This window comes from Pseudomonas sp. LS.1a (genome assembly GCF_022533585.1).
In the GTDB taxonomy this organism is placed as follows: Bacteria; Pseudomonadota; Gammaproteobacteria; order Pseudomonadales; family Pseudomonadaceae; genus Aquipseudomonas.
In genome coordinates, this window is sequence record NZ_CP092827.1 from 1,177,187 (window position 1) to 1,200,522 (window position 23,336).

Genomic DNA, 23,336 nt, shown 5'->3' on the forward strand with positions numbered 1-23,336 from the left:
TGCGATGAACGACTTGCAAACGCGCGCCGCGCGGGCGGGCAACGCGAAGGGGGCGTTGTATCTACAGTTTCGCATCCGCGAGCAACGCTTTGCCCTGAGCGTGTACGAGGTGATCGAGGTGCTGCCACAGCAGCCACTCAAGCCGATCGCCAAGGCGCCTGCCTGGGTCGCAGGCATCCTTGCACACCGAGGCCTGCTGGTGCCGGTGGTCGACCTGGCGGCATTGAGCTTCGGCCAGCCGGCAGCGCAGCGCACCAGTACCCGCCTGGTGCTGGTGCACTACCGAGGCGGCTTGCAGCTTGGCCTGATCCTGGAGCAGGCCACCGAAACCCTGCGTTGCCACCCCGACGAGTTTCAGCCGTATGGCATGGACAGCGGCGAAGCCCCGTACCTTGGCCCGGTGCGTCAGGATGAGCAGGGCTTGTTGCAGCGCATCGAAGTCAACGAACTGTTGCCAGATGCCGTGCACGAGTTGCTGTACGTGAATGATCCGACAGGGATGCCGACATGATCGAACAGCGTTTTTTCCGTTTCTTGCGCGAACGCATCGGCCTGGACGTGGAGTCGGTGGGCGCGCCCATGGTCGAGCGTGCGCTGCGCCAGCGTTGCGTAGCCGTGAACGCCGCGGACCTGGATGATTACTGGCTGCACCTGCAGCAGTCGATGGATGAGCAACAGGCGCTGATCGAAGCCGTCATCGTCCCGGAAACCTGGTTTTTCCGTTACCCCGAATCCTTCACCGCCCTGGCCCGCCTGGCGCACAAACGCCTGGCCGAGCTGGCCGGGGCGCGCCCGCTGCGCTTGCTCAGTTTGCCTTGCTCGACCGGCGAGGAGCCCTATTCGCTGGCGATGGCCTTGCTCGACGCCGGTATCGCGCCGGGGGCGTTCATGATCGACGGCATGGACATCAGCCCCAGTTCCGTGGCCAAGGCCGGGCAGGCCGTATACGGGCGCAATGCCTTCCGTGGCAGCGACCTGGGCTTTCGTGCGCGTTACTTCCATGCCCTTGACGAAGGTCACCAACTGCATGAGCGGGTGCGCGAGCAAGTCAGCCTGCAAGTAGGTAACGTGCTCGACCCGGCGCTGGCCAGCCGCGATGGCCTGTACGACTTCGTGTTCTGCCGTAACCTGCTGATCTATTTCGACGTGCCGACCCAGCAACGGGTATTCGAGGTGCTCAAGCGTCTGTTGCATCCACAGGGCGTGCTGTTCATCGGCCCGGCCGAAGGTAGCTTGTTGGCGCGGTTGGGTATGCGCCCGCTGGGGATTGCCCAGTCGTTCGCCTACGTGCGCGAGGAAGGCGGTGGCGCTGCGCTGGTTACGCCACCGGTGCAGCCCTCGCGGGGCGCAGTGCCAACACTGGCCAAGCCGGGCTCTTTACAACCGAGCGCAGCGTTGCCGCGCCCACTGCGCGTGCTGCCCGTGGCCGCCAAGCCAGCGCCGGCCCGCGAGCACAGGCGTGAGGAGGCAAGCGAGTTGCTGGCCAGCATTGCCCGGCTTGCCAATGCCGGCGCCAGCGAACCGGCCCGTGCCGAATGTCAGCGCTACCTGGACCAGTTCGCGCCTTCGGCGCAGGTGTACTACTGGCTTGGGCTGCTCAGCGATACCGAGGGCGATGCACAGCAGGCATTGACCCACTATCGCAAAGCCCTGTACCTGGAACCACAGCACCCCGAGGCGCTGGTGCATCTGGCGGCCTTGCTGGCGGCCCAGGGCGACCTGGCCGGTGCCCGGCGCCTGCAGGAGCGCGCCGCGAGGGTTGGCCGGGAGTCTGAACGATGAAAGAAGCCGCGATGCAGTTGCTCGCCGAGGATGACGCGCACATCGACGACTGCTGGAACCGCATAGGCGTGCACGGCGACAAACAGTGCCCGCTGCTGGAGCGCCACGTTCACTGCCGCAACTGCGAGGTCTATGCCGCTGCTGCCACTCGCCTGCTCGACCGCTATGCGTTGATGCAGGACCACCAGGCTGCCGTGGCGCCGCCGGTCGAGGAAAGCAGCGGCCGCTCCATGCTGCTGTTCCGACTGGGTGAAGAGTGGCTGGCGCTGGCCACTGCCTGCCTGGCCGAAATTGCCCCGTTGCAAGCGGTGCATTCGCTGCCGCACCAGCGCTCGCGGGTGTTGCTTGGGGTGGCCAACGTGCGCGGTGCGCTGGTGCCATGCCTGTCACTGGCCGACCTGCTGGGTGTGCAGGCCAGCGCTGGCGAACCACGCAGCGGCCGATCGATGCCGCGCATGCTGATCCTGGCCGCCAAGGGTGGGCCGGTAGTGATGGCGGTCGAGGAGATCGACGGCATTCACCGGCTCGACCCGCTGCTGCTGGGCAGTGGCCAGGACGCCACCCACTTCACCGCTGCGGTCCTGCAATGGCGCGGCCGTAGCGTGCGAGTGCTGGACGATCAACACTTACTGTCTGCCGTGCAGCGGAGCCTGTCATGACCCCAGAGCAAATGCGCGACGCATCGTTGCTCGAACTGTTCAGCCTGGAGGCCGAGGCGCAGACCCAGGTGCTCAGCGTCGGCCTGATGGCGCTGGAACGTAACCCTACGCAGGCCGACCAGCTCGAGGCTTGCATGCGTGCCGCCCACTCGCTGAAGGGGGCGGCGCGGATCGTCGGGGTGGACGAGGGTGTCAGCGTCGCCCACGTCATGGAAGACTGCCTGGTAGCTGCGCAGGAGGGCCGCCTGCGTCTTAGCGCCGAGCACATCGATGCCCTGTTGCAGGGCACTGACCTGCTGATGCGCATCGCTACGCCTGGCGACACCGGGGCGCAGGCGACCCTGCCGGTGTTCCTCGCGCAAATGGCCAACCTGCTCGACCCGGGAGCGGCAGTCATGCCCCCCATGCCACCAGCCTTGCCAGCAGTGTCGGAAACGCCGGTGCAAGCAGTGCAAGCCGAAGCTTTTCCGTTGCCTGTCGAGCCCTTGGAGCCCGAACCTGATCCGGCCCTGCATCGCAAGGCCGGCAAGCGCGCGGGCGAAGGTACGGAACGGGTATTGCGGGTAACCGCCGACCGCCTCAACAGCCTGCTCGACCTGTCCAGCAAGTCGTTGGTGGAAACCCAGCGGCTCAAGCCTTACCTGGCCACGCTGCAGCGCCTCAAGCGCATGCACGGCCAGGGCATGCAGGCGCTCGACGGCCTGCGCATGCAGCTGGAGGACAGTGGCCAGAGCAGCGAGGTGCTCGAAGCCCTGGCACAGACCCAGCGCCTGCTGGCGGAAACCCAGCAGATCCTGCAGCAGCAGGCTAGCGACCTGGACGAGTTCGGCTGGCAGGCCAGCCAGCGCGCGCAACTGCTTTACGACACCGCACTGGCCTGCCGGATGCGGCCGTTTGCCGATGTGTTGACCGGCCAGAGCCGCATGGTGCGGGACCTTGGCCGCTCGCTGGGCAAGCCGGTGCGGCTGCTGGTGGAAGGGGAGAAGACCCAGGTCGACCGCGATGTGCTGGAAAAGCTCGAAGCGCCGCTGACCCACCTGTTGCGCAACGCGGTCGACCACGGCATCGAACTGCCCGAGCGTCGTCTGCTGGCGGGCAAGGCGGAGGAGGGCGTGATTCGTCTGCGGGCCTCGCACCAGGCCGGTATGCTCAGCCTGGAACTGATCGACGACGGTGCCGGCATCGACCTCGAGCGCCTGCGCAGCAGCATCGTCGAGCGTGCCCTGTCGCCCGCCGACACGGTGGCGCGGATGAGCGAGGCAGAGTTACTGACGTTCCTGTTCCTGCCCGGTTTCAGCCTGCGCGACAAGGTCACCGAGGTGTCCGGCCGCGGCGTGGGCCTGGATGCGGTGCAGCACATGATCCGTGAGCTGCGCGGTTCGATCGAGCTGACCCAGCTGGCCGGGCAGGGCTGCCGTTTCCACCTGCAGGTGCCGCTGACTCTGTCGGTGGTGCGCAGCCTGGTGGTCGAGGTGGGGGGCGAGGCCTATGCCTTCCCGCTCGCCCATATCGAGCGCACGCTGAACGTGAGCGCCGAAGAGATCGTGCAGATCGAAGGGCGCCAGCATTTCTGGCATGAAGGCCGGCACATCGGCCTGGTCGCGGCCAGCCAGCTGCTCAACCGCCCGGCAGGGCAAACGCAGGAGAGCAGCTTGCGGGTGGTGGTGATCCGCGAGCGCGAGCAACTGTATGGCGTGGCCGTGGAGCGGTTGGTAGGCGAGCGGGTGCTGGTGGTGATGCCGCTCGACCCACGGCTGGGCAAGGTGAAGGACATTTCCTCCGGCGCCTTGCTCGACGATGGCTCGGTGGTGCTGATCGTCGATGTCGAGGACCTGCTGCGCTCGGTGGAAAAACTGCTCAGCACCGGCAGCCTGGAGCGCATCGAACGCGGCGGCAGCGGTGCCCGTGGCGTGGCGCGCCAGCGCATCCTGGTGGTTGACGACTCGCTGACCGTGCGTGAACTGCAGCGCAAGCTGCTCGGCAACCGTGGCTACGACGTAGCGGTGGCAGTGGATGGCATGGACGGCTGGAACGCCCTGCGTGGCGAGGACTTCGACCTGCTGATCACCGACATCGACATGCCACGCATGGACGGCATCGAGCTGGTCACCCTGGTGCGCCGCGACCAGCGCCTGCAATCGCTGCCGGTGATGGTGGTGTCCTACAAGGACCGTGAGGAAGATCGACGGCGTGGCCTGGATGCCGGCGCCGACTACTATTTGGCAAAGGCCAGTTTCCACGACGATGCATTGCTGGATGCTGTGGTTGAGCTGATCGGAGGTGCTCAGGGATGAAGATCGCCATCGTCAACGACATGCCCATGGCCGTCGAGGCGCTGCGCCGGGTAGTCGCTTTCGAGCCCGCGCACCAGGTCATATGGGTGGCCGGCAATGGCGCCGAGGCGGTGCAGCGCTGCACCGAGCAGCAGCCAGACCTGATTCTCATGGACCTGATCATGCCGGTGATGGACGGTGTCGAGGCCACCCGGCGGATCATGGCCGAGACCCCGTGCGCCATCGTCATCGTCACGGTCGACCGCAAGCAGAACATGCACCGGGTGTTCGAGGCCATGGGCCACGGCGCCCTTGATGTGGTCGACACGCCGGCGCTGGGGGCGGGTGATCCGCGCGAAGCGGCAGCGCCTCTGCTGCGCAAGATCCTCAACATAAGCTGGCTGATTGGCCAGCAGCGCGCACCGGCTACCCGCCCGGTCGCCGCGCCTGTGCGGGCAGCGTCCCAGCACCGTGGCTTGGTGGCGATCGGCTCGTCTGCTGGCGGCCCGGCGGCCCTTGAAGTGCTGCTCAAATGCCTGCCGGCGGCGTTTCCGGCGGCCATCGTGCTGGTCCAGCATGTGGACCAGGTGTTTGCCGCGGGTATGGCCGAATGGCTCAGCAGCGCTGCCGGCCTGCCGGTGCGCCTGGCCCGTGAAGGCGAGCCACCGCAGCCGGGGCAGGTGTTGCTGGCCGGCACCAATCACCACATCCGCCTGCTACAGAACGGCCAGCTGGCCTACACTGCCGAACCAGTCAATGAAATCTACCGGCCCTCGATCGATGTGTTCTTCGAAAGTGTGGCGCGCTATTGGACCGGCGATGCGGTGGGCGTATTGCTTACCGGCATGGGCCGCGATGGTGCCCAGGGGCTGAAGCTGATGCGCCAGCAGGGTTTCCTGACCATCGCCCAGGACCAGGCCAGCAGCGCGGTATACGGAATGCCCAAAGCTGCTGCGGCCATCGATGCTGCAGTGGAAATCCGCCCGCTGGAACGCATAGCCGGGCGCTTGATGGAATTTTTCGCAAAATGACGAAGTGTATTGAATCACGCCGCCAGGCCGGTAGTGATCGGGTGAACAGGTATGAATGATTTACCGATCGAAGGTTTCACGACCCCCAACGAGAACTCGGCGATGGTGCTGCTGGTCGATGACCAGGCCATGATCGGCGAGGCGGTGCGGCGTGGCCTGGCCAATGAAGAGAACATCGACTTCCACTTCTGCGCCGACCCGCACCAGGCGGTGGCCCAGGCAGTGCGCATCAAGCCCACGGTGATCCTCCAGGACCTGATCATGCCTGGCCTGGACGGGTTGACCCTGGTGCGTGAATACCGCAACAACCCGGCAACCCAGGACATACCGATCATCGTCCTGTCGACCAAGGAAGACCCGTTGGTCAAGAGTGCAGCCTTTGCTGCCGGGGCGAACGATTACCTGGTCAAGCTGCCGGACACCATCGAGCTGGTGGCGCGCATTCGCTACCACTCGCGTTCCTACCTGACCTTGCTGCAGCGCGACGAGGCCTACCGCGCCCTGCGCGTCAGCCAGCAGCAACTGCTCGATACCAACCTGATGCTGCAGCGGCTGATGAACTCCGACGGCCTGACCGGGTTGTCCAACCGCCGCCACTTCGACGAGTACCTTGAGCTGGAGTGGCGCCGGGCCATGCGTGAACAGCAGCAATTGTCGCTGCTGATGATCGACGTGGACTTCTTCAAGGCCTACAACGACAGCTTCGGCCACCTGGCCGGTGACGAGGCCCTGCGCCAGGTGGCCGAGGCGATACGCGGCTCGTGCTCGCGGCCGACCGACCTGCCGGCGCGCTATGGCGGCGAGGAGTTCGTCCTGGTGTTGCCCAACACCTCGCCGGGTGGGGCACGCCTGGTGGCCGAGAAGCTGCGTCAGACCGTACTCGGCCTGGGCATCCCGCACACCGCCCCGGTGACCAACTCGTACCTGACCGTGAGCATCGGCCTGGCCACCCAGACTCCGTCTATCGGTAGCCATAGCCGGCAGCTGATCTCGGCTGCGGACAAAGGCCTGTACCAGGCCAAGAATGGCGGGCGCAACCAGGTTGGCATCGCCTGACAGGGCCTGCACCGCTCCTACACGGGTAATTGCGGCCATTCGGGCGCCCGGCGGGTCTGCCGCCCTGCGGCGGACTCGGTTATACTCGCAGGCTTTTCACCGAATTCGTGCGAGTAGCCAGCCCATGGAAATCCAACCGATCCTGAACACCATCAAGGACCTTACCGAGCGTTCCCAGTCCATTCGGGGGTATCTTTGACTACGATCACAAGCATGACCGCCTGATCGAAGTCAACCGCGAGCTGGAAGACCCCAACGTCTGGAACAAGCCCGAGTACGCCCAGGCCCTGGGCCGCGAGCGTGCCATGCTGGCGCAGGTCGTCGAGACCCTGGACAAACTGTCCAACGGCCTGTCCGACTGCAAGGACCTGCTCGACATGGCCGTCGAGGAAGAGGATGAAGGCGCCGTAAGCGACGTCGAGACCGAGCTGCAAGCCCTGGAAGAGTCCCTGGCCCTGCTTGAGTTCCGTCGCATGTTCAGCGGCGAGATGGACATGAACAACGCCTACCTGGACATCCAGGCCGGCTCCGGCGGTACCGAGGCGCAGGACTGGGCCAACATCCTGCTGCGCATGTACCTGCGCTGGGCCGACAAGCGTGGTTTCGACGCTACCATCATCGAGCTTTCCGAAGGTGAAGTCGCCGGTATCAAGGGCGCCACCGTGCATATCAAGGGCGAGTACGCCTTCGGCTGGCTGCGCACCGAGATCGGCGTGCACCGCCTGGTGCGCAAGAGCCCGTTCGACTCCGGTGCCCGTCGCCACACCTCGTTCTCCGCGGTGTTCGTATCGCCCGAGATCGACGACAAGGTCGAGATCGAGATCAACCCGGCCGACCTGCGTATCGACACCTACCGTTCCTCCGGTGCTGGTGGTCAGCACGTGAACACCACCGACTCGGCGGTGCGTATCACCCACGTGCCGACCAACACCGTGGTGGCCTGCCAGAACGAACGCTCCCAGCACGCCAACAAGGACACCGCCATGAAAATGCTGCGGGCCAAGTTGTACGAGCTGGAAATGCAGAAACGCAACGCCGCCTCGCAGGCGCTGGAAGACAGCAAGTCGGACATCGGCTGGGGCCACCAGATCCGCTCCTACGTGCTGGATGACTCGCGTATCAAGGACCTGCGTACCGGTGTCGAGCGCAGCGACTGCCAGAAGGTCCTGGACGGTGACCTCGACCAGTACCTGGAAGCGAGCCTCAAGCAGGGGCTGTAAACCGTACACAACTGCCGCGGTACCTGGCCTGGGGCCGGTATCGCGTGCCCTGCCCGAAAGGGGCACCGCACACCTGATGGAAAGAATGACGAAATGAGCGACCTCAAGACCGAAGTGCAAGACCTGCAACAGGAAGAAAACGCCCTGATCGCCCTGCGCAAGGAAAAGCTTGCCGCCGAGCGCGCCAAGGGCAATGCCTTCCCCAATGACTTCCGTCGCGACAGCTACTGCAACGACCTGCAGAAACAGTACGCGGACAAGACCAAGGAAGAACTGGAAGCTGCAGCGATTCCGGTCAAGGTTGCCGGTCGCATCATGCTCAACCGTGGCTCGTTCATGGTCATTCAGGACATGACCGGCCGCATTCAGGTCTACGTCAACCGCAAGACCTTGTCGGAAGAAACCCTGGCCGCGGTCAAGACCTGGGACTTGGGCGACATCATCAGCGCCGAAGGCACCCTGGCCCGTTCCGGCAAGGGCGACCTGTACGTCGAAATGACCCACGTGCGCCTGCTGACCAAGTCGCTGCGCCCGCTGCCCGACAAGCACCACGGCCTGACCGACACCGAGCAGCGCTACCGCCAGCGTTACGTCGACCTGATGGTCAATGAAGAAACCCGCCACACCTTCCGTGTACGTTCGCAGGTGATCTCGCACATCCGCAAGTTCCTCATCGAGCGCGACTTCCTCGAAGTCGAGACACCGATGCTGCAGACCATCCCGGGCGGTGCTGCGGCCAAGCCGTTCGAAACCCACCACAACGCCCTGGACATGGCCATGTTCCTGCGTATTGCGCCGGAGCTGTACCTCAAGCGCCTGGTGGTGGGTGGCTTCGAGAAGGTGTTCGAGATCAACCGCAACTTCCGTAACGAAGGCGTTTCGACTCGTCACAACCCTGAATTCACCATGCTCGAGTTCTACCAGGCCTACGCCGACTACCGCGACAACATGGACCTCACCGAGGAACTGTTCCGCGAGCTGGCGCAGCTGGTACTGGGCACTACCGACGTGCCGTACGGCGACAAGGTATTCCACTTCGGTGAGCCGTTCGCCCGCCTGTCGGTATTCGACTCGATCCTCAAGTACAACCCGGAGCTGACCGCTGCCGACCTGCAGGACGTCGACCGCGCCCGCGACATCGCCAAAAAGGCCGGCGCCAAGGTGCTGGGCCACGAAGGCCTGGGCAAGCTGCAGGTGATGATTTTCGAAGAGCTGGTCGAGCACAAGCTGGAGCAGCCGCACTTCATCACCGAGTACCCGTTCGAAGTGTCGCCGCTGGCCCGTCGCAACGATGACAACCCGGCTGTTACCGACCGTTTCGAGCTGTTCATCGGTGGCCGCGAGATCGCCAACGCCTATTCCGAGCTCAACGATGCCGAAGACCAGGCCGAGCGCTTCCTGGCCCAGGTGGCCGAGAAGGACGCCGGTGACGACGAAGCCATGCACTACGACGCCGACTTCGTTCGCGCCCTGGAATACGGCATGCCGCCGACTGCAGGTGAAGGCATCGGCATCGACCGCCTGGTGATGCTGCTGACCAACTCGCCGTCGATCCGCGACGTGATCCTGTTCCCGCACATGCGTCCGCAGGCCTGAGTGAATTGAACGAGCCGCCTTTCGAGGCGGCTTTTTCTTGCCTGTACACTTGAATTGCCTGTGCCGGCCCTTTCGCGGCTAAAGCCGCTCCCACAGGGATCCCACTGCCCTCAGGCTGGTGCAGTCCCTGTGGGAGCGGCTTTAGCCGCGAAGAGGCCGGCACTGACGAAACACTGTCCATGAGGTACCCCCCGTGACACCCGCAATGCCTCACCAGGGCGCCGCCGGCATCGCCACCGCCGTCGCCGAAAGCGTGCAATACCAAGGCCGCAAGACTGCCCGCCAAGGCAGCGAGCAGCGTCGCCAGCTGATCCTCGACGCCGCCATGCGCATTGTCGTGCGCGATGGCGTACGCGGCGTACGCCATCGCGCCGTCGCCGCCGAGGCCGGTGTGCCACTGTCGGCCACCACCTACTACTTCAAGGACATCGAGGACCTGCTCACCGATACCTTCGCCCAGTATGTCGAGCGCAGCGCCGCCTACATGGCCAAGCTGTGGGCCAATACCGAGGTGGTGTTGCGTCAGTTGCTGGCCCAGGGCGACGGCAGCCCGCAGGCGCGGGCACGCCTGGCTGATGAGGTAGCGCGCATGACTGCCGACTACGTACAGCGGCAACTGCTGACCCGCCGTGACTTCCTGATGGCCGAGCAGGCCTTCCGCCAGGAGGCGCTGCTGTGCCCGCGCCTGGCCGAACTGGTGTGCGCCCACGAGCAGATCCTGCTGCATGGCACCCGGCAATTGCTGCAGGTGGTGGGCTCGCGGCAACCGGAGCAGGACGCCCAGATGTTGACGGCGATTATCGAGCAGATGGAATATCAGGGCCTGCTCAAGGATGCCAACGCGCAAGCCGATGGGCAGATGCTCGCTATGCTTAGCCGATACCTGCAGCTGGTGCTGGCGTCGGCCTGAGCCGAGACCGATTTTTCAAGGAGAACCTGATGAAAGCCTGGCGTGTGGTGTTGTTGACTCTGTCATTCCTGCTGCTGGGCGGTTGTCTGGTGACCTTCCACGAGCCCTTGCCGAGCAACCAGGCAGCGCCCAAGGCCTTGCTCGGCAAGTGGAGCAGCAAGGACGCCTGGGGCGAGCCGCTGAAGCTGGTGATCAGCCGTAGCGGCGCCGATGCCTACAAGGCGGTGGCCACGGCCAAGGGCAAGGCCCCTGAGGAATACGTGTTCACCGTGTCGCGCCACGGCAACCGCTGGTACCTGTCGGCCGGCGTGCCCAAGCGCCTGGGTGGCAACTTCCTGATCGGCGGTTTCGATATCGTCGATGGCAAGGAACTGGTGGTCTACAACCTGGATGTCGAGCAGGTGCAGCAGGCGGTGGACAAGAAGGAGCTGACCGGGCGCAGCACCGAGGTGCCTGAAGACAACGGCGACGGCGTGCTGATCGACAGCCCGTCGGCGCGGGTGCTGGCTTACCTGGACGACCCGGCCAACTCCGACCTGTTCGTTGAAGTGGCGCGGTTCCAGCGTTCCGGCAAATGACCGCGCTGGCTTCTTCGCGGCTGAAGCCGCTTCCACAGGGATTGCTGTACCTGTAGGAGCGGCTTTAGCCGCGAAGAGGGCGGTTCAGGCAATGCAAGGCTTGGCACTTTGTTCCAATAAGGAGTCCCCCGGTGGACGAATACCAGCAAACCATCCGTGCCCTGTCCGACCGCATCGTCGCGGCCCAGACCCCGATCCGGGTGCTGGACGCGGTGAAGTGGGACGACAACATCCGCCAGGGCTTCCTCAAGGCCAAGGGCAAGGAGCCGCCGGCCGTCGACCGTGCCTACTACCAGTCGCGCCCGCTGGCGTTCGATTCCAGCGCGGTCAAGGCCGAGTTCCAGGGCATCGAGCGCGACATCATTCGCCAGCTCGGCCAGTTCAACCCGGTCGGGCAGATCATGAAGCGCATGTGCCGCGAATACCGCATGGTCGTGCGCATGCTCGAAGCGCGCGGCACCGAGGATTTCGGCCTGATTTCCCAGGAGCTGTACGGCGCTGCCTCGGATGCCTTCCACGCCGGTGACCCGACCTTGGCCGACCTCGGTCTGATGCTGTCGGACTACCTGAACAACATCGATGGCCGTGGCGACCTCAAGGACGAACCGAAGAACCTCACCGCCAAGGAGGCCGTGGAAATCCTCCAGCACCGGCTGAACAAGGTGTTCGGCGAGGCCGAGGAGACCATCCGAGTGTTCGAGTCCGACGGTATCGTCGCCGATGCCGCGGCCGGGGCCGACTACATCAAGGTGCGTGCCGACGCCATGTTCAACGCCCGTGACGTGCGCGCCCTGGAGGTGCATGAAGGGCTGGTGCATGTTGGCACCACGCTCAACGGCCTGAACCAGCCGATCTGTACCTTCCTGGCCAAGGGCCCGCCCTCGTCGACGGTGACCCAGGAAGGCCTGGCCATCCTCATGGAGGTGATCGCCTTCGCCTCCTACCCCAGCCGCCTGCGCAAGCTCACCAACCGCACCCGCGCCATCCACATGGTCGAGGAGGGTGCCGATTTCATGCAGATCTACAACTTCTTCCGCGAGCAGGGCTTCGAGATGGCGCAGAGCTACAGCAACGCCAGCAGGGTGTTCCGTGGGTCGGTGCCCAATGGCCTGCCATTTACCAAGGACTTGTCCTACCTCAAAGGCTTCATCATGGTTTACAACTACATTCAGTTGGCCGTGAAGAAGGGCAAGCTCGAACAGATCCCGTTGCTGTTCTGTGGCAAGACCACTCTGGAAGACATGCGCACCCTGCGTCAGCTGGTCGAGGAAGGTCTGGTCGAGCCGCCCAAGTACCTGCCCGAGCAGTTCCGCGACCTCAACGCGCTGTCGGCCTGGATGTGCTTCTCCAACTTCCTCAACCATCTGAGCCTGGACCGCATTGAAGCCGACTACGCGAACATTCTCTGAGTGCTGCCGCCTGCTGACCCTGGGCTTGATCCTGCTGGGCCTGGGTGGTTGCAGCAGCCTGCTGTTCTACCCCGAGCGTGGCCAGCCGTTCACGCCCGAGCGAGCCAGGCTCGAATACCGCGATGTCACCCTGACCACGGCTGATGGCATCCGCCTGCATGGCTGGTGGTTGCCTGCCAAGGCCGGGGTCGAGGTCAAGGGTACGGTGCTGCACCTGCACGGCAATGGCGGCAACCTGCCTGGGCACCTGGGCGGCAGCTACTGGCTGCCGGAACAGGGCTACCAGGTGCTGATGATCGATTACCGCGGCTATGGCCTGTCCCAGGGTGAGCCGAGCCTGCCCGAGGTGTATGAGGATATCGCCGCGGCGATGGCGTGGCTGGACCAGGCGCCCGAGGTCAAAGGCAAGCCGCTGGTGCTGCTGGGGCAGAGCCTGGGCGGCGCCATGGCCATTCACTACCTGGCGGCCCACCCCGAGCAGCGCCAGCGTTTCAGCGCCCTGGTGTTCGACGGCGTGCCGGCCAGCTACCGTGCGGTCGGGCGCTTTGCCCTCAGCACCTCGTGGATGACCTGGCCGCTGCAGGTGCCGTTGTCGTGGCTGGTGCCGGACGGCGACAGCGCGATCCGCTCGATCGAGCAGCTGAGCAGCCCGCCCAAGCTGTTCTTCCACAGCATCGACGACACCCTGGTGCCGATGGACAACGGCATCCGCCTGTACCAGCACGCGCCAGCGCCGCGGGTACTGCAACTGACCCGTGGTGGCCACGTACAGACCTTCGCCGACCCGACCTGGCGTCAGGTGATGCTGCGTTTCCTCGACGACCCCAGCCATTTCAACGGCCTGCGGCGGCTGGCCGAAGTGCCCGATTACCCTGACGAGAAGAACAAGCAATGAGTGAAGAACGCAACGCCATCCCGCTGATCCTGACCGGTGTCGGCAGCATCATCGTGACGGTGGGGGCCTTGTGGTACTACGGTTACCTGCATTTCGCCAAGCCCGAGGATGCCCTGTTGCTGCAGGACTTCACCATGCTCAAGACCCTCCCTGGCGAGGACTACAAGGTCTCGCTGGACCCGGCGCCACAGGTGGCCCAGTGCGTCGATGGCGTGCTGGTGCTGTTCGACACCCAGCAAAAAGGCCTGACCGGCGTGCTGGTGGACAACCGCAAGCGCGCGGTGCGCTGCATGGGCGAGGAAACGCCGCAGCAGGTGCAGTGAGCCATTGTCTCTACTGCTTGTGCTGGCCCTTTCGCGGCTAAAGCCGCTCCCACAGGATCGGGCTGTACGCGATCCCTGTGGGAGCGGCTTTAGCCGCGAAAGGGCCGGAACAGGCAAAAGAAAGCCCCGCTTCGATCGCGGGGCTTGTCAGTTCAGCTAGCCAGCCTCACTGCTGTACCTGGCTCACCGAGCGCGGCGCCACCGGCTGGTTGTCGTTGGAGATGGTCACCTCCACCCGACGGTTCTGCGCCCGCCCCGAATTGCTCGAGTTGTCCGCTACCGGGTACTCCTTGCCATAGCCCTGGGCGACGATGCGCGCGGGGTCGACGCCGGCACGTACCAGTGCCATGCGCACACTGTTGGCGCGGCGCTCCGACAGGCCCTGGTTATAGTTGGCCGAGCCGACGCTGTCGGTGTAACCCTCGACAATCACCTTGCGTTCCGGGTTTTCCTGGAGGAACTGCGCCAGCTTGGTGATGTTCGGGTAGGCGTTGCTCTTGAGTTCGGCCTTGTTGAAGTCGAACAGCACGTCACCGAAGGTGACCAGCGTGCCGCGGTCGGTCTGCTTGGCGTTGAGGCTGTCCTGCAGCTTGGCGATCTGCGCGTCGCGGGCGTCCAGCTTGGCCTGGGCACGCTGGGCCGAGGCGTTCTTCAGTTCGCCTTCGGCGGTGCGCAGGGCGATGGTCTGCTTGGCCACCTCGACACGCTGGTTGGTCAGGTAGGCCAACTGGTCGACCTTCTTCTCGTCTTCGCCGTCCATGTAGGCCTTGTCGGCTTTGTTCAGCCAGTCCTGGGCATCCTTGGTCTCCAGCGCCGCAACCTTGCTCGATTGCGGGTCACTCTGCAGCGAGGAGAAGTTGGTGCGGGCCGATTCGAGGTTGGCGTTTGGGTCGTGCGAGCAGGCGGCAAGGCCGACACTCAGGGCCAGCAGGGCGGGAATCATGACGTAGTTGCGCATAGTGTTCATCCTTTGATCGTTTGCGAAGGCCGAGGTTGGCAGGGCAGGGCTCATTGAGCGCTGCGCAGGCCTTCCTCACGTACGTCCTGAACGCCCTCGCGGGCATCCTGCACGGCCTTCTGGGCCTTGGCCGCCTGGGCCTTGCGTTCGGCGAGGCGGGCGTCCCATTCGGCCTGTTCGGCCAGGCGCCTGGCGTCGTCGTATTTCTTGTCATGCATGGCGATCTCGGCCTGCTTGAACTTGTCCTGGGCCGCTTTCATTTCCACGGCGGCGAATTCGGTGCCGCCAGCGCTGACGGCGGAGTTCACGGCGGACTGGGTGACGGCATATTGCTCGGTGGGCGGGTTGCCCGCGCAGCCGGCCAGGGCCAGGCTACTGCCCAAGGCCAGTGCTGCCAGCTTGAACCCGCGCACATGAGTGGATGAGGGTTTGAAAGTGAGGGTCTTCTTGGTGGTCAGTTCCATTGGATCACTCCTGTTCACGACGATGTCCGTAGCAGTCCATCGCTCATTCCCTGACACGTCCGCGCGCTTCAGCTCAACGGTGCACAACGGCAGGTGTGCAGGGTTTTAGCGTGATGGCTATTGGCTGTGACTGAGGCTTTTTCCGGATAGTTCAGAAAAAATCACCCTTAACGGACAACTATTTCTGACTAATCGGTCAGTGTGATTCGTCCGGAACTTTTGCGGTGTATAGCGGTATTCCGGGCCCCTACCAGGCCCGGAAGAATGGGGCGGCGGGTTACTTCTCGCTGTCGGCTGCGGGGTTGCTCAGGGCGTGCAGATGCTGCCGCGACAGTGAAAGAAAGCGCGGAGTAGGGCCGATGTCCTCGTACAGCGGGTCGCCTTCTTCGTCGGTGGCGATGACCTGGCGGCCCTGCACATAGGGGAAGCTGGCTTCCAGTTCCTCAAGAGCGGCTGCGACCAGTTCACCGAGCAGTTCTTCGGCGGTGCGCTTGGGGTACATGTCGATCAGCGCGGCCAGGCGCGCCTCTGACTCCAGGTCCAGGTGCAGGACATGGCCCGTGGGGCTAAGGGTACCGGCGGCATTCTGTTCCCAATGCCGGGCGAGTTCACGAATTTTCATGATGACCTCTGTTGACGCCTGACAAGGCTGCATTGCATGGGAGTCTCGTGCTTTCACTTTAGTTTGCTTTGGCCGATCACGGCTTGCCATCGCCGCCCGGCTGTGGGCACTCTTGGGGCGAATACCGCGCACCCCTGTGGGAGCGGGTTCACCCGCGAACACCGGCGCAGCCGGTGCCAGGCACCGCGCTGGATTCTTCGCGGGTTAACCCGCTCCCACAGGGGATCGCGTAAAGGCTTAAAGGAATGCAATGCGCCAGAGCCGCGCCGGAGAGAGGGCCAATGACCGATATCGATGTGCGTTTGCGTGAAGATGTCCATGTGTTGGGTGAGTTGCTCGGCGAAACTATTCGCCAGCAGCATGGCGAGGCGTTCCTGCAGAAGATCGAAGACATCCGCCACAGTGCCAAGGCTGACCGTCGCGGCGCCGGCGAGCAACTGAGCTCGACCCTGGCGGACCTGGCCGAAGAAGACTTGCTACCTGTGGCCAGGGCCTTCAACCAGTTCCTCAACCTGGCCAACATGGCCGAGCAGTACCAGTTGATCCGCCGCCGCGACGCCGACCAGCCCGAGCCGTTCGAGGCCCGGGTGTTGCCCGAACTGCTGGCGCGCCTGAAGCAGGCCGGGCACGGCAATGATGCCCTGGCCCGGCAGCTGGCCAAGCTCGACATCCAGCTGGTGCTCACCGCGCACCCCACCGAGGTGGCCCGCCGTACCCTGATCCAGAAGTACGACGCCATCGCCGGCCAGCTGGCTGCCCAGGACCACCGCGACCTGACCCCGGGCGAACGCCAGCAGGTGCGCGAGCGCCTGCGCCGGCTGATCGCCGAGGCCTGGCACACCGAGGAAATCCGCCGCACCCGGCCTACGCCGGTGGATGAAGCCAAGTGGGGCTTCGCGGTGATCGAGCATTCGCTGTGGCATGCCATTCCCAGCCACTTGCGCAAGGTCGACAAGGCCCTGCTGGAGGCTACCGGCCTGCGCCTGCCGCTGGAAGCGGCGCCGATCCGCTTCGCCTCGTGGATGGGCGGTGACCGTGATGGCAACCCCAACGTGACCGCTGCGGTCACCCGCGAAGTCCTGCTGCTGGCGCGCTGGATGGCCGCCGACCTGTTCCTGCGCGACATCGATGCACTGGCTTCCGAGTTGTCCATGCAGCAGGCCAACGACGCCCTGCGCGAGCGTGTCGGCGACAGCGCCGAACCCTACCGCGCCGTGCTCAAGCAACTGCGTGACCGCCTGCGGGCGACGCGCGCCTGGGCGCATTCGGCGTTGACCAGCAACCAGCCGGCCAGCGCCGAGGTGCTGGTGGACAACCGTGACCTGATCGCGCCGCTGGAGCTGTGCTACCAGTCCCTGCACGCCTGCGGCATGGGTGTGATCGCCGAAGGCCCGTTGCTGGACTGCCTGCGCCGCGCGGTGACCTTCGGCCTGTTCCTGGGGCGCCTGGACGTGCGCCAGGACGCCGCCCGCCACCGTGATGCGCTGAGCGAGATTACCGACTACCTGGGCCTGGGGCGCTATGCCGACTGGGATGAAGAGCAGCGCATCGAGTTCCTCCAGGCCGAGCTGAAAAACCGCCGGCCACTGCTGCCCGCGCACTTCAGGCCGCAGGCCGATACCGCCGAGGTGCTGGCCACCTGCCGGGAAATTGCCGCCGCGCCGGCTGCCTCGCTGGGCTCTTACGTCATCTCCATGGCCGGTGCTGCCTCGGATGTGCTGGCGGTGCAGTTGCTGCTCAAGGAGGCTGGCCTGACGCGGCCCATGCGCGTGGTGCCACTATTCGAGACCCTGGCCGACCTCGACAACGCCGGCCCGGTGATGCAGCGCCTGCTCGGCCTGCCAGGCTACCGCGCCAACCTGCGTGGCCCGCAGGAAGTGATGATCGGCTACTCCGACTCGGCCAAGGATGCCGGTACCACGGCAGCGGCCTGGGCGCAGTACCGGGCCCAGGAAAACCTGGTGCGCATCTGCGCCGAGCACCAGGTCGAGCTGTTGCTGTTCCACGGCCGTGGCGGCACGGTAGGCCGCGGTGGAGGCCCGGCCCATGCCGCGATCCTGTCGCAGCCACCAGGTTCGGTGGCAGGGCGCTTCCGTACCACCGAGCAGGGCGAAATGATCCGCTTCAAGTTCGGCTTGCCGGGCATCGCCGAGCAGAACCTCAACCTGTACCTGGCCGCCGTGCTCGAAGCCACCTTGTTGCCACCGCCACCACCGCAGCCGGCCTGGCGCGAGTTGATGGACCAACTGGCCGCCGATGGCGTCAAGGCCTATCGCGGTGTGGTGCGGGAGAACCCCGATTTTGTCGAGTACTTCCGCCAGTCGACCCCGGAGCAGGAACTGGGGCGCCTGCCGCTGGGCAGCCGCCCGGCCAAGCGCCGCGCCGGTGGCATCGAAAGCCTGCGGGCCATTCCGTGGATCTTCGGCTGGACCCAGACCCGGCTGATGCTGCCAGCCTGGCTTGGCTGGGAAACGGCATTGAACAATGCCCTGGCCCGTGGCCAGGGTGAACTGCTGGCGCAGATGCGCGAGCAATGGCCGTTCTTCCGCACCCGCATCGACATGCTGGAGATGGTGCTGGCCAAGGCCGATGCGCAGATCGCCGAGGCCTACGACGAACGTCTAGTGCAACCGCATTTGTTGCCTTTGGGGGCGCACCTGCGCGACCTATTGTCGCAGTCGTGCCAGGTGGTACTGGGCCTTACCGGGCAGCCGGTGCTACTGGCGCACAGCCCCGAGACACTGGAATTCATCAGCCTGCGCAACACCTACCTGGACCCGTTGCACCGTCTGCAGGCCGAGCTGCTGGCCCGCTCGCGCAGCCGCGAAGCCGCTCTGGACAGCCCGTTGGAGCAGGCCTTGCTGGTCACTGTAGCGGGTATTGCAGCCGGCCTGCGCAACACCGGCTGAGGGTAGGCCCGAGGCGTCCCGGGCGGGTGCTGTGCTGGGCATGCCAGTGAACGAAGAGGGTGGTTGCGCCGGGCGCAACCACCTGCCAGGTCGGCCGCAGGTGGCGCATTCCTGCAACTTTGGGACGCTTGTCTGGCTGCCGGGCGCTGTGTATCTTGAGCAGCCTTCTGACCGATTTGTGGTCATACCCGATTTTCCGGACTTGGCCCTGGTCGCCGAATCCATTGAATTTCATAAAAAAATTTGAGGAGCACAAGATGCGCGTAATTCTGCTGGGAGCTCCCGGGGCCGGTAAAGGTACTCAGGCAAAGTTCATCACCGAAAAGTTCGGTATCCCCCAGATTTCCACCGGTGACATGCTGCGTGCCGCCGTCAAGGCCGGCACCCCGCTGGGCCTGGAACTGAAGAAAGTCATGGATGCCGGCCAGCTGGTCTCCGACGAGTTGATCATCAGCCTGGTCAAGGAGCGCATCGCCCAGCCTGATTGCGCCAAGGGCTGCCTGTTCGACGGCTTCCCACGCACCATCCCGCAAGCCGAAGCCATGGTCGCTGCCGGTGTCGACATCGACGCCGTGGTCGAAATTGCCGTGGACGACGAGGAAATCGTCGGGCGCATGGCTGGTCGCCGCGTGCACCTGGCCTCGGGCCGCACCTACCACATTCAGTACAACCCGCCGAAAGTGGAAGGCAAGGACGACGAGACGGGTGAAGACCTGATCCAGCGCGATGACGACAAGGAAGAAACCGTTCGCCATCGCCTGTCGGTCTACCACAGCCAGACCAAGCCGCTGGTGGACTTCTACCAGAAGCTGTCGGCCGCCAATGCCGGCAAGCCGAAGTACAGCCACATCGAAGGCGTCGGTTCGGTCGAAGCCATCACCGCCAAGGTCCTGGCAGCCCTGAGCTGATCCAGCGCCTGACGCACCTCGACAACGGCCCGCTTGCGGGCCGTTGTCGTTTGTGGGACTCGGCATTGCGGCCCTGATGCGGCCTCTGTGGGAGCGGGCGTGCCCGCGAAGAATTCAACGCGGTGGCTGGCACCGGCTGCGCCGGTGTTCGCGGGCACGCCCGCTCCCACAGAGACCGCGCCAGTTCATCATGTAGCGCCTGATGGCCGTACAGCTGCCCCTTGGGGACACAACGCCGCCGCTGTTCTATACTGCCGCTCTTTTTCATTCGCACCTGGATACCCGTTCGATGACCACCCTGCTGGCCCTGGATACCGCTACCGAAGCCTGTTCCGTCGCACTGCTGCATGACGGCAAGGTAACCAGCCATTACGAGGTGATCCCGCGCATGCATGCCCAGAAGCTGCTGCCGATGATCAAGCAGTTGCTGGCCGACTCCGGCGTAGCGCTGAACGCGCTGGATGCCATCGCCTTTGGCCGTGGCCCGGGCGCGTTCACTGGCGTGCGCATTGCTATCGGCGTGGTCCAGGGCCTGGCCTTTGCCCTGGAGCGCCCGGTGTTGCCGGTGTCCAACCTGGCCGCACTGGCCCAGGGCGCCCTGCGCGAGGACGGCGTGCAGCAGGTGGCGGCCGCTATTGATGCGCGCATGGATGAAGTGTATTGGGGCTGCTACCAGGCCGCCGAAGGCGAAATGCGCCTGGTCGGCCAAGAGGCGGTGCTGCCGCCCGAGCAGGTGGCGCTGCCGGCGGGCAGCAGTGGCGAGTGGTTCGGTGCGGGTACCGGTTGGGGCTATGCCGAGCGCCTGGCGGTGCAGGTGGCGGCCAGCAATGCCAGCGCCTTGCCCAATGCCCTGGACATCCTCAGCCTGGCCAGGTTTGCCTGGGCACGTGGCGAGGCGATCGTTGCCGAGCAGGCGCAACCGGTCTACCTGCGCGATAATGTAGCGACACCCAAGAAGCGTTGAGTGTTGTTTGTCGGTTATCACCGATGACACTAAAACCTTTTGCGTGATCTGTGGTCCAGTTATCACTCGAGCATTAGCGATGGAACCCTGATGCTGCTAAATTGCCATCATCGGTCCTGAGTGCTCATGCCATGCGTATCGACGGTTTCTCACCGCAGTCCTACCCGATCAAGCGCTCGCCGCGCAAGGCGGCGGTGCGTGACGAGGCCATCGAAGATGCCGAGGTGATCGAGCAGGCCGAACCAGCCCCTCAGGAAGCCACCGGCCGCCGTCGCAGTGGCGGCCTGCCAGCCCGCCAGCAGGACATGATCTTCCCCCGCGCCCGTGACCGCCGCACTGCTACCGCATTGGCCAGCTACCTGAGCACCGCCGGTTTTACCGACTGGGACATGGAAGTAATGGGACTCGACCTGTACATTTAGTGGATGAGTTCATCGCCACTGCCTTATTTTCTCGGTTGCCCGTCCTGGAGCGAAAACGCCTGGCGCGACTACCTGTATCCCGCCGACGCCAACAGCAGTGAGATGCTTGGCTACTACAGCCAGGTATTCAACGCCGTCGAGGGCAATACCACCTTCTACGCCCGTCCCGCACCCGGCACCATTGCGCGCTGGGCGCAGATCATGCCCGAACACTTCCGCTTCACTGCCAAGTTCCCCAGGGACATCAGCCATGAAGGCGACCTGCGCGATCAGCTCGAACCGGCCTTTGACTTCACCCGCCTGATGGCCCCGCTGGGCCAGCGTGTAGCACCTTACTGGCTGCAGTTGTCGGCCCAGTTCGGCCCCGCACGGCTGGGCGAGCTTTGCCACTTCCTTGACGAGATCGGAGTGCCGGTGGCTGTGGAGGTGCGCAACCAGGCCTTCTTCGCCAAGGGTGAAGAAGAGCGCTTGCTCAACCGCCTGCTGCATGAGCGCGGTGTGGAGCGTATCTGCCTCGACCCGCGCGCCTTGTTCAGCTGCACCTCTCGTGACCCCGCCGTGCTGCATGCGCAGGCGAAGAAGCCCAAGGTACCGCCACGCCCGGCAGCCTTCAGCCAGCAGCCGCAGGTACGCTTCATCGGCCATCCGCAGCTGGAGGCCAACGAGGCCTTCCTTACCCCCTGGGTAGACAAGGTTGCCACCTGGATCGAGGAAGGCCGCCGCCCCTACATATTCCTGCACACCTCGGACAACCGCCTGGCCGCGGCGCTGGCCCAGCGCTTTCACCAACGCCTGATGCAGCGCCTGCCGGGCCTTGCCGCGCTGCCGGAATTGCCGCGCACCCCCGAGGTCGAACAACTAGGGCTACTCTGACCATTCCCTGACTGCCGGAGGTTGAACCATGGATGTGCAAACCCTGCGAGCCGAAGCCTTCAAGGCCCTGCACGAGCGCGACAGCGCCTTCGTCATCCCCAACCCATGGGATGCCGGTTCGGCCAAGCTACTGGCCAGCCTGGGCTTCGAGGCGCTGGCCACTACCAGTGCAGGCCTGGCTTTCAGCCTGGGTCGGCCGGACGCCGAAGGGGCCTTGAGCCTGGACGATACCTTGGACAACGCCGGTGAGATTGTCGATGCCACCCCCTTGCCGGTGGCTGCTGACCTGGAGAACGGCTTTGGCGACCAGCCCGAAGATTGCGCCCAGACCATTCTGCGGGCAGCAGAAGTCGGCTTGGTGGGTGGCTCTATCGAGGATGCCAGTGGCCGCAGCGATGCACCGATCCATGACTTCGAGCTGGCAGTAGAGCGTGTGCGCGCAGCCGTGCAGGCGGCGCGCAGCCTGCCGTTCCCGTTCACCCTGTGCGCCCGGGCAGAAAACCTGCTGCACGGGCGCATGGATCTGGACGACACGATCTTGCGTTTGCAGGCCTATGCCGAGGCCGGTGCCGACGTGCTCTACGCGCCCGGGCTGCGTACTGTCGAGGAAATCCGCGCGGTAGTGCAGGCCGTCGCGCCACGGCCGGTGAATGTGCTGATGGGCATGGCGGGCGTGCCACTGAGCGTCAACCAGTTGCAGGACCTGGGTGTACGCCGTATCAGCGTCGGCTCATCGCTGGCCCGTGCCGCGTTGGGGGCCTTCCACCGGGCCGCGCTGGAAATTCGTGATGAGGGCACGTTCGGCTACGGGGAACAGGCACTACCGTTCGCCCAGCTCAACGAGCTGTTCCGCCGCTGACCTCAGGCGTGGGCGCGCACGTTGTTCAGCACCACCGGGCGGGCCCAGTGGATGTCGAACTCCAGGTCGTTCTGCTGTTTGGCCAGGGTGGCGTCGTCGAACGGCTCGGGGGCCGGGTCCAGCAGGTTGGTCTCGAACTCGGCGATCGGCAGGAACAGCGAGCGCGGGGTAGGGCCGGGGCCGGGCTCGGCAATGGGGTGACCTTGGCTCATCACCACAGGGCGCAGCCAGCTGTTGCTGATATCAAGCTGGCGCTGCTGTTCGATCAGCTCGACTGCGCTGAACGGCTCGGGAGCGGGCGGCAGCAGGTTGGCTTCGAGTTCTGCCTTGGGCAGGAACAGTGGCTCTGGCGGTGCCACCTCGGTGTCGTGTACCGGGCAGGCACGCTGGGCGTCGATCAGGGCCAGCGCGCGGGCGCCGCCGATCGGCTCGCCGCTGGCCTCGTCGTACTGCACGAACGACTGGCTGACGCTGTCTGCGGGCTCTTCCTGCTGCTCGGCCATGGCCCGGGCAAAGAAATCCTGCCACAGGTGGCTGACGCCCCCGAGTGCCTGGGTGTTGTGCTGACTGTAGTTGCCGACAGGCGACAGGTAGGTCAAGCCGATGGGAAGAGTATCTGACATGG

At 64.9% G+C, this 23,336-nt stretch carries 24 protein-coding genes; 20 read left to right on the top strand and 4 right to left on the bottom strand.

What is annotated here, in order from left to right; all coding sequences use genetic code 11:
- Nucleotides 1-4: 4 nt before the first annotated feature.
- From MKK04_RS05445 to MKK04_RS05505, 13 genes are all read left to right on the top strand, one after another.
- On the top strand, nt 5-511 hold the full coding sequence (locus tag MKK04_RS05445; protein ID WP_241106325.1) for a chemotaxis protein CheW: 507 nt from the start codon (nt 5-7) through the stop codon (nt 509-511).
- Entirely contained in the window at nt 508-1,782 is a 1,275-nt protein-coding gene (locus tag MKK04_RS05450; protein ID WP_207829508.1) for a CheR family methyltransferase, read from the top strand. Before MKK04_RS05445 ends, MKK04_RS05450 begins: the two co-directional genes overlap by 4 nt.
- Nucleotides 1,779-2,441 (top strand): chemotaxis protein CheW, encoded by a 663-nt coding sequence (locus MKK04_RS05455; RefSeq protein WP_207829506.1) that lies wholly within the window; start codon nt 1,779-1,781, stop codon nt 2,439-2,441. The genes MKK04_RS05450 and MKK04_RS05455 overlap by 4 nt, the downstream gene beginning before the upstream one ends.
- Nucleotides 2,438-4,735: a hybrid sensor histidine kinase/response regulator gene (locus MKK04_RS05460; RefSeq protein ID WP_241106326.1), complete on the top strand. Its 2,298-nt coding sequence runs from the start codon at nt 2,438-2,440 to the stop codon at nt 4,733-4,735. The genes MKK04_RS05455 and MKK04_RS05460 overlap by 4 nt, the downstream gene beginning before the upstream one ends.
- Nucleotides 4,732-5,745, top strand: coding sequence for a Wsp signal transduction system protein-glutamate methylesterase WspF (gene wspF, locus MKK04_RS05465; RefSeq protein WP_207829503.1), 1,014 nt, complete (start codon nt 4,732-4,734; stop codon nt 5,743-5,745). Before MKK04_RS05460 ends, wspF begins: the two co-directional genes overlap by 4 nt.
- A 51-nt stretch (nt 5,746-5,796) precedes the next feature.
- Nucleotides 5,797-6,801 carry a Wsp signal transduction system regulator diguanylate cyclase WspR gene (gene wspR / locus MKK04_RS05470; RefSeq protein ID WP_207829500.1) on the top strand — a complete coding sequence of 335 codons (1,005 nt, stop codon included), beginning with the start codon at nt 5,797-5,799 and terminating at the stop codon, nt 6,799-6,801.
- Between the two features lie 124 nt (nt 6,802-6,925).
- A protein-coding gene (gene prfB / locus MKK04_RS05475; protein ID WP_096009945.1) for a peptide chain release factor 2 occupies nt 6,926-8,021 on the top strand; the annotation gives its coding sequence in 2 pieces (ribosomal slippage) (nt 6,926-6,997 and nt 6,999-8,021; 1,095 coding nt in all).
- 93 nt (nt 8,022-8,114) lie between these two features.
- On the top strand, nt 8,115-9,617 hold the full coding sequence (lysS, locus tag MKK04_RS05480; RefSeq protein ID WP_207829496.1) for a lysine--tRNA ligase: 1,503 nt from the start codon (nt 8,115-8,117) through the stop codon (nt 9,615-9,617).
- 205 nt (nt 9,618-9,822) lie between these two features.
- Nucleotides 9,823-10,527 carry a TetR/AcrR family transcriptional regulator gene (locus MKK04_RS05485; protein ID WP_063911478.1) on the top strand — a complete coding sequence of 235 codons (705 nt, stop codon included), beginning with the start codon at nt 9,823-9,825 and terminating at the stop codon, nt 10,525-10,527.
- Nucleotides 10,528-10,556: 29 nt separating this feature from the next.
- Nucleotides 10,557-11,105, top strand: a complete 549-nt coding sequence (locus MKK04_RS05490) for a hypothetical protein (RefSeq protein ID WP_063911479.1) — start codon at nt 10,557-10,559, stop codon at nt 11,103-11,105.
- Between the two features lie 131 nt (nt 11,106-11,236).
- Entirely contained in the window at nt 11,237-12,514 is a 1,278-nt protein-coding gene (locus MKK04_RS05495) for a flavohemoglobin expression-modulating QEGLA motif protein (protein ID WP_025337939.1), read from the top strand.
- Complete coding sequence (locus MKK04_RS05500; RefSeq protein ID WP_063911480.1) at nt 12,486-13,409, top strand: alpha/beta hydrolase; 924 nt, start codon at nt 12,486-12,488, stop codon at nt 13,407-13,409. Before MKK04_RS05495 ends, MKK04_RS05500 begins: the two co-directional genes overlap by 29 nt.
- Nucleotides 13,406-13,732: a hypothetical protein gene (locus MKK04_RS05505; RefSeq protein ID WP_133970509.1), complete on the top strand. Its 327-nt coding sequence runs from the start codon at nt 13,406-13,408 to the stop codon at nt 13,730-13,732. The genes MKK04_RS05500 and MKK04_RS05505 overlap by 4 nt, the downstream gene beginning before the upstream one ends.
- A gap of 166 nt (nt 13,733-13,898) precedes the next feature.
- Here MKK04_RS05505 and MKK04_RS05510 read toward each other — a convergent pair whose 3' ends face one another.
- The 3 genes from MKK04_RS05510 to MKK04_RS05520 all read right to left on the bottom strand — a co-directional run bounded on the left by MKK04_RS05510 (nt 13,899) and on the right by MKK04_RS05520 (nt 15,776).
- A complete protein-coding gene (locus tag MKK04_RS05510; protein ID WP_207829492.1) occupies nt 13,899-14,690 on the bottom strand; it encodes an OmpA family protein in 792 nt (263 codons plus the stop codon).
- A 50-nt stretch (nt 14,691-14,740) separates the two neighbouring features.
- Nucleotides 14,741-15,154, bottom strand: coding sequence for a DUF4398 domain-containing protein (locus MKK04_RS05515; RefSeq protein WP_241106327.1), 414 nt, complete (start codon nt 15,152-15,154; stop codon nt 14,741-14,743).
- A 277-nt stretch (nt 15,155-15,431) separates the two neighbouring features.
- Complete coding sequence (locus MKK04_RS05520) at nt 15,432-15,776, bottom strand: hypothetical protein (protein WP_063911483.1); 345 nt, start codon at nt 15,774-15,776, stop codon at nt 15,432-15,434.
- Nucleotides 15,777-16,057: 281 nt separating this feature from the next.
- Between MKK04_RS05520 and ppc the strand changes: the two genes are divergently transcribed.
- The 7 genes from ppc (at nt 16,058) to MKK04_RS05555 (ending at nt 22,711) form a co-directional block, all read left to right on the top strand.
- Entirely contained in the window at nt 16,058-18,685 is a 2,628-nt protein-coding gene (gene ppc / locus MKK04_RS05525; protein ID WP_207829490.1) for a phosphoenolpyruvate carboxylase, read from the top strand.
- 40 nt (nt 18,686-18,725) lie between these two features.
- On the top strand, nt 18,726-18,932 hold the full coding sequence (locus MKK04_RS05530; protein ID WP_233693929.1) for a hypothetical protein: 207 nt from the start codon (nt 18,726-18,728) through the stop codon (nt 18,930-18,932).
- 10 nt (nt 18,933-18,942) lie between these two features.
- The gene (gene adk / locus MKK04_RS05535) at nt 18,943-19,593 is read left to right on the top strand and encodes an adenylate kinase (protein WP_003259830.1); all 651 of its coding nucleotides are present in this window, start codon (nt 18,943-18,945) and stop codon (nt 19,591-19,593) included.
- A gap of 289 nt (nt 19,594-19,882) precedes the next feature.
- Entirely contained in the window at nt 19,883-20,557 is a 675-nt protein-coding gene (tsaB, locus tag MKK04_RS05540; RefSeq protein ID WP_233693930.1) for a tRNA (adenosine(37)-N6)-threonylcarbamoyltransferase complex dimerization subunit type 1 TsaB, read from the top strand.
- Nucleotides 20,558-20,688: 131 nt separating this feature from the next.
- Nucleotides 20,689-20,979 carry a hypothetical protein gene (locus MKK04_RS05545; RefSeq protein WP_207829480.1) on the top strand — a complete coding sequence of 97 codons (291 nt, stop codon included), beginning with the start codon at nt 20,689-20,691 and terminating at the stop codon, nt 20,977-20,979.
- Between the two features lie 3 nt (nt 20,980-20,982).
- Nucleotides 20,983-21,852 (top strand): DUF72 domain-containing protein, encoded by an 870-nt coding sequence (locus MKK04_RS05550; protein ID WP_241106328.1) that lies wholly within the window; start codon nt 20,983-20,985, stop codon nt 21,850-21,852.
- 28 nt (nt 21,853-21,880) lie between these two features.
- Entirely contained in the window at nt 21,881-22,711 is an 831-nt protein-coding gene (locus MKK04_RS05555; protein WP_233687216.1) for an isocitrate lyase/PEP mutase family protein, read from the top strand.
- 2 nt (nt 22,712-22,713) lie between these two features.
- On the opposite strand, the gene MKK04_RS05560 is transcribed toward MKK04_RS05555, so the two are convergent.
- Nucleotides 22,714-23,334: a hypothetical protein gene (locus tag MKK04_RS05560; RefSeq protein WP_063911489.1), complete on the bottom strand. Its 621-nt coding sequence runs from the start codon at nt 23,332-23,334 to the stop codon at nt 22,714-22,716.
- Between the last annotated feature and the right edge of the window lie 2 nt (nt 23,335-23,336).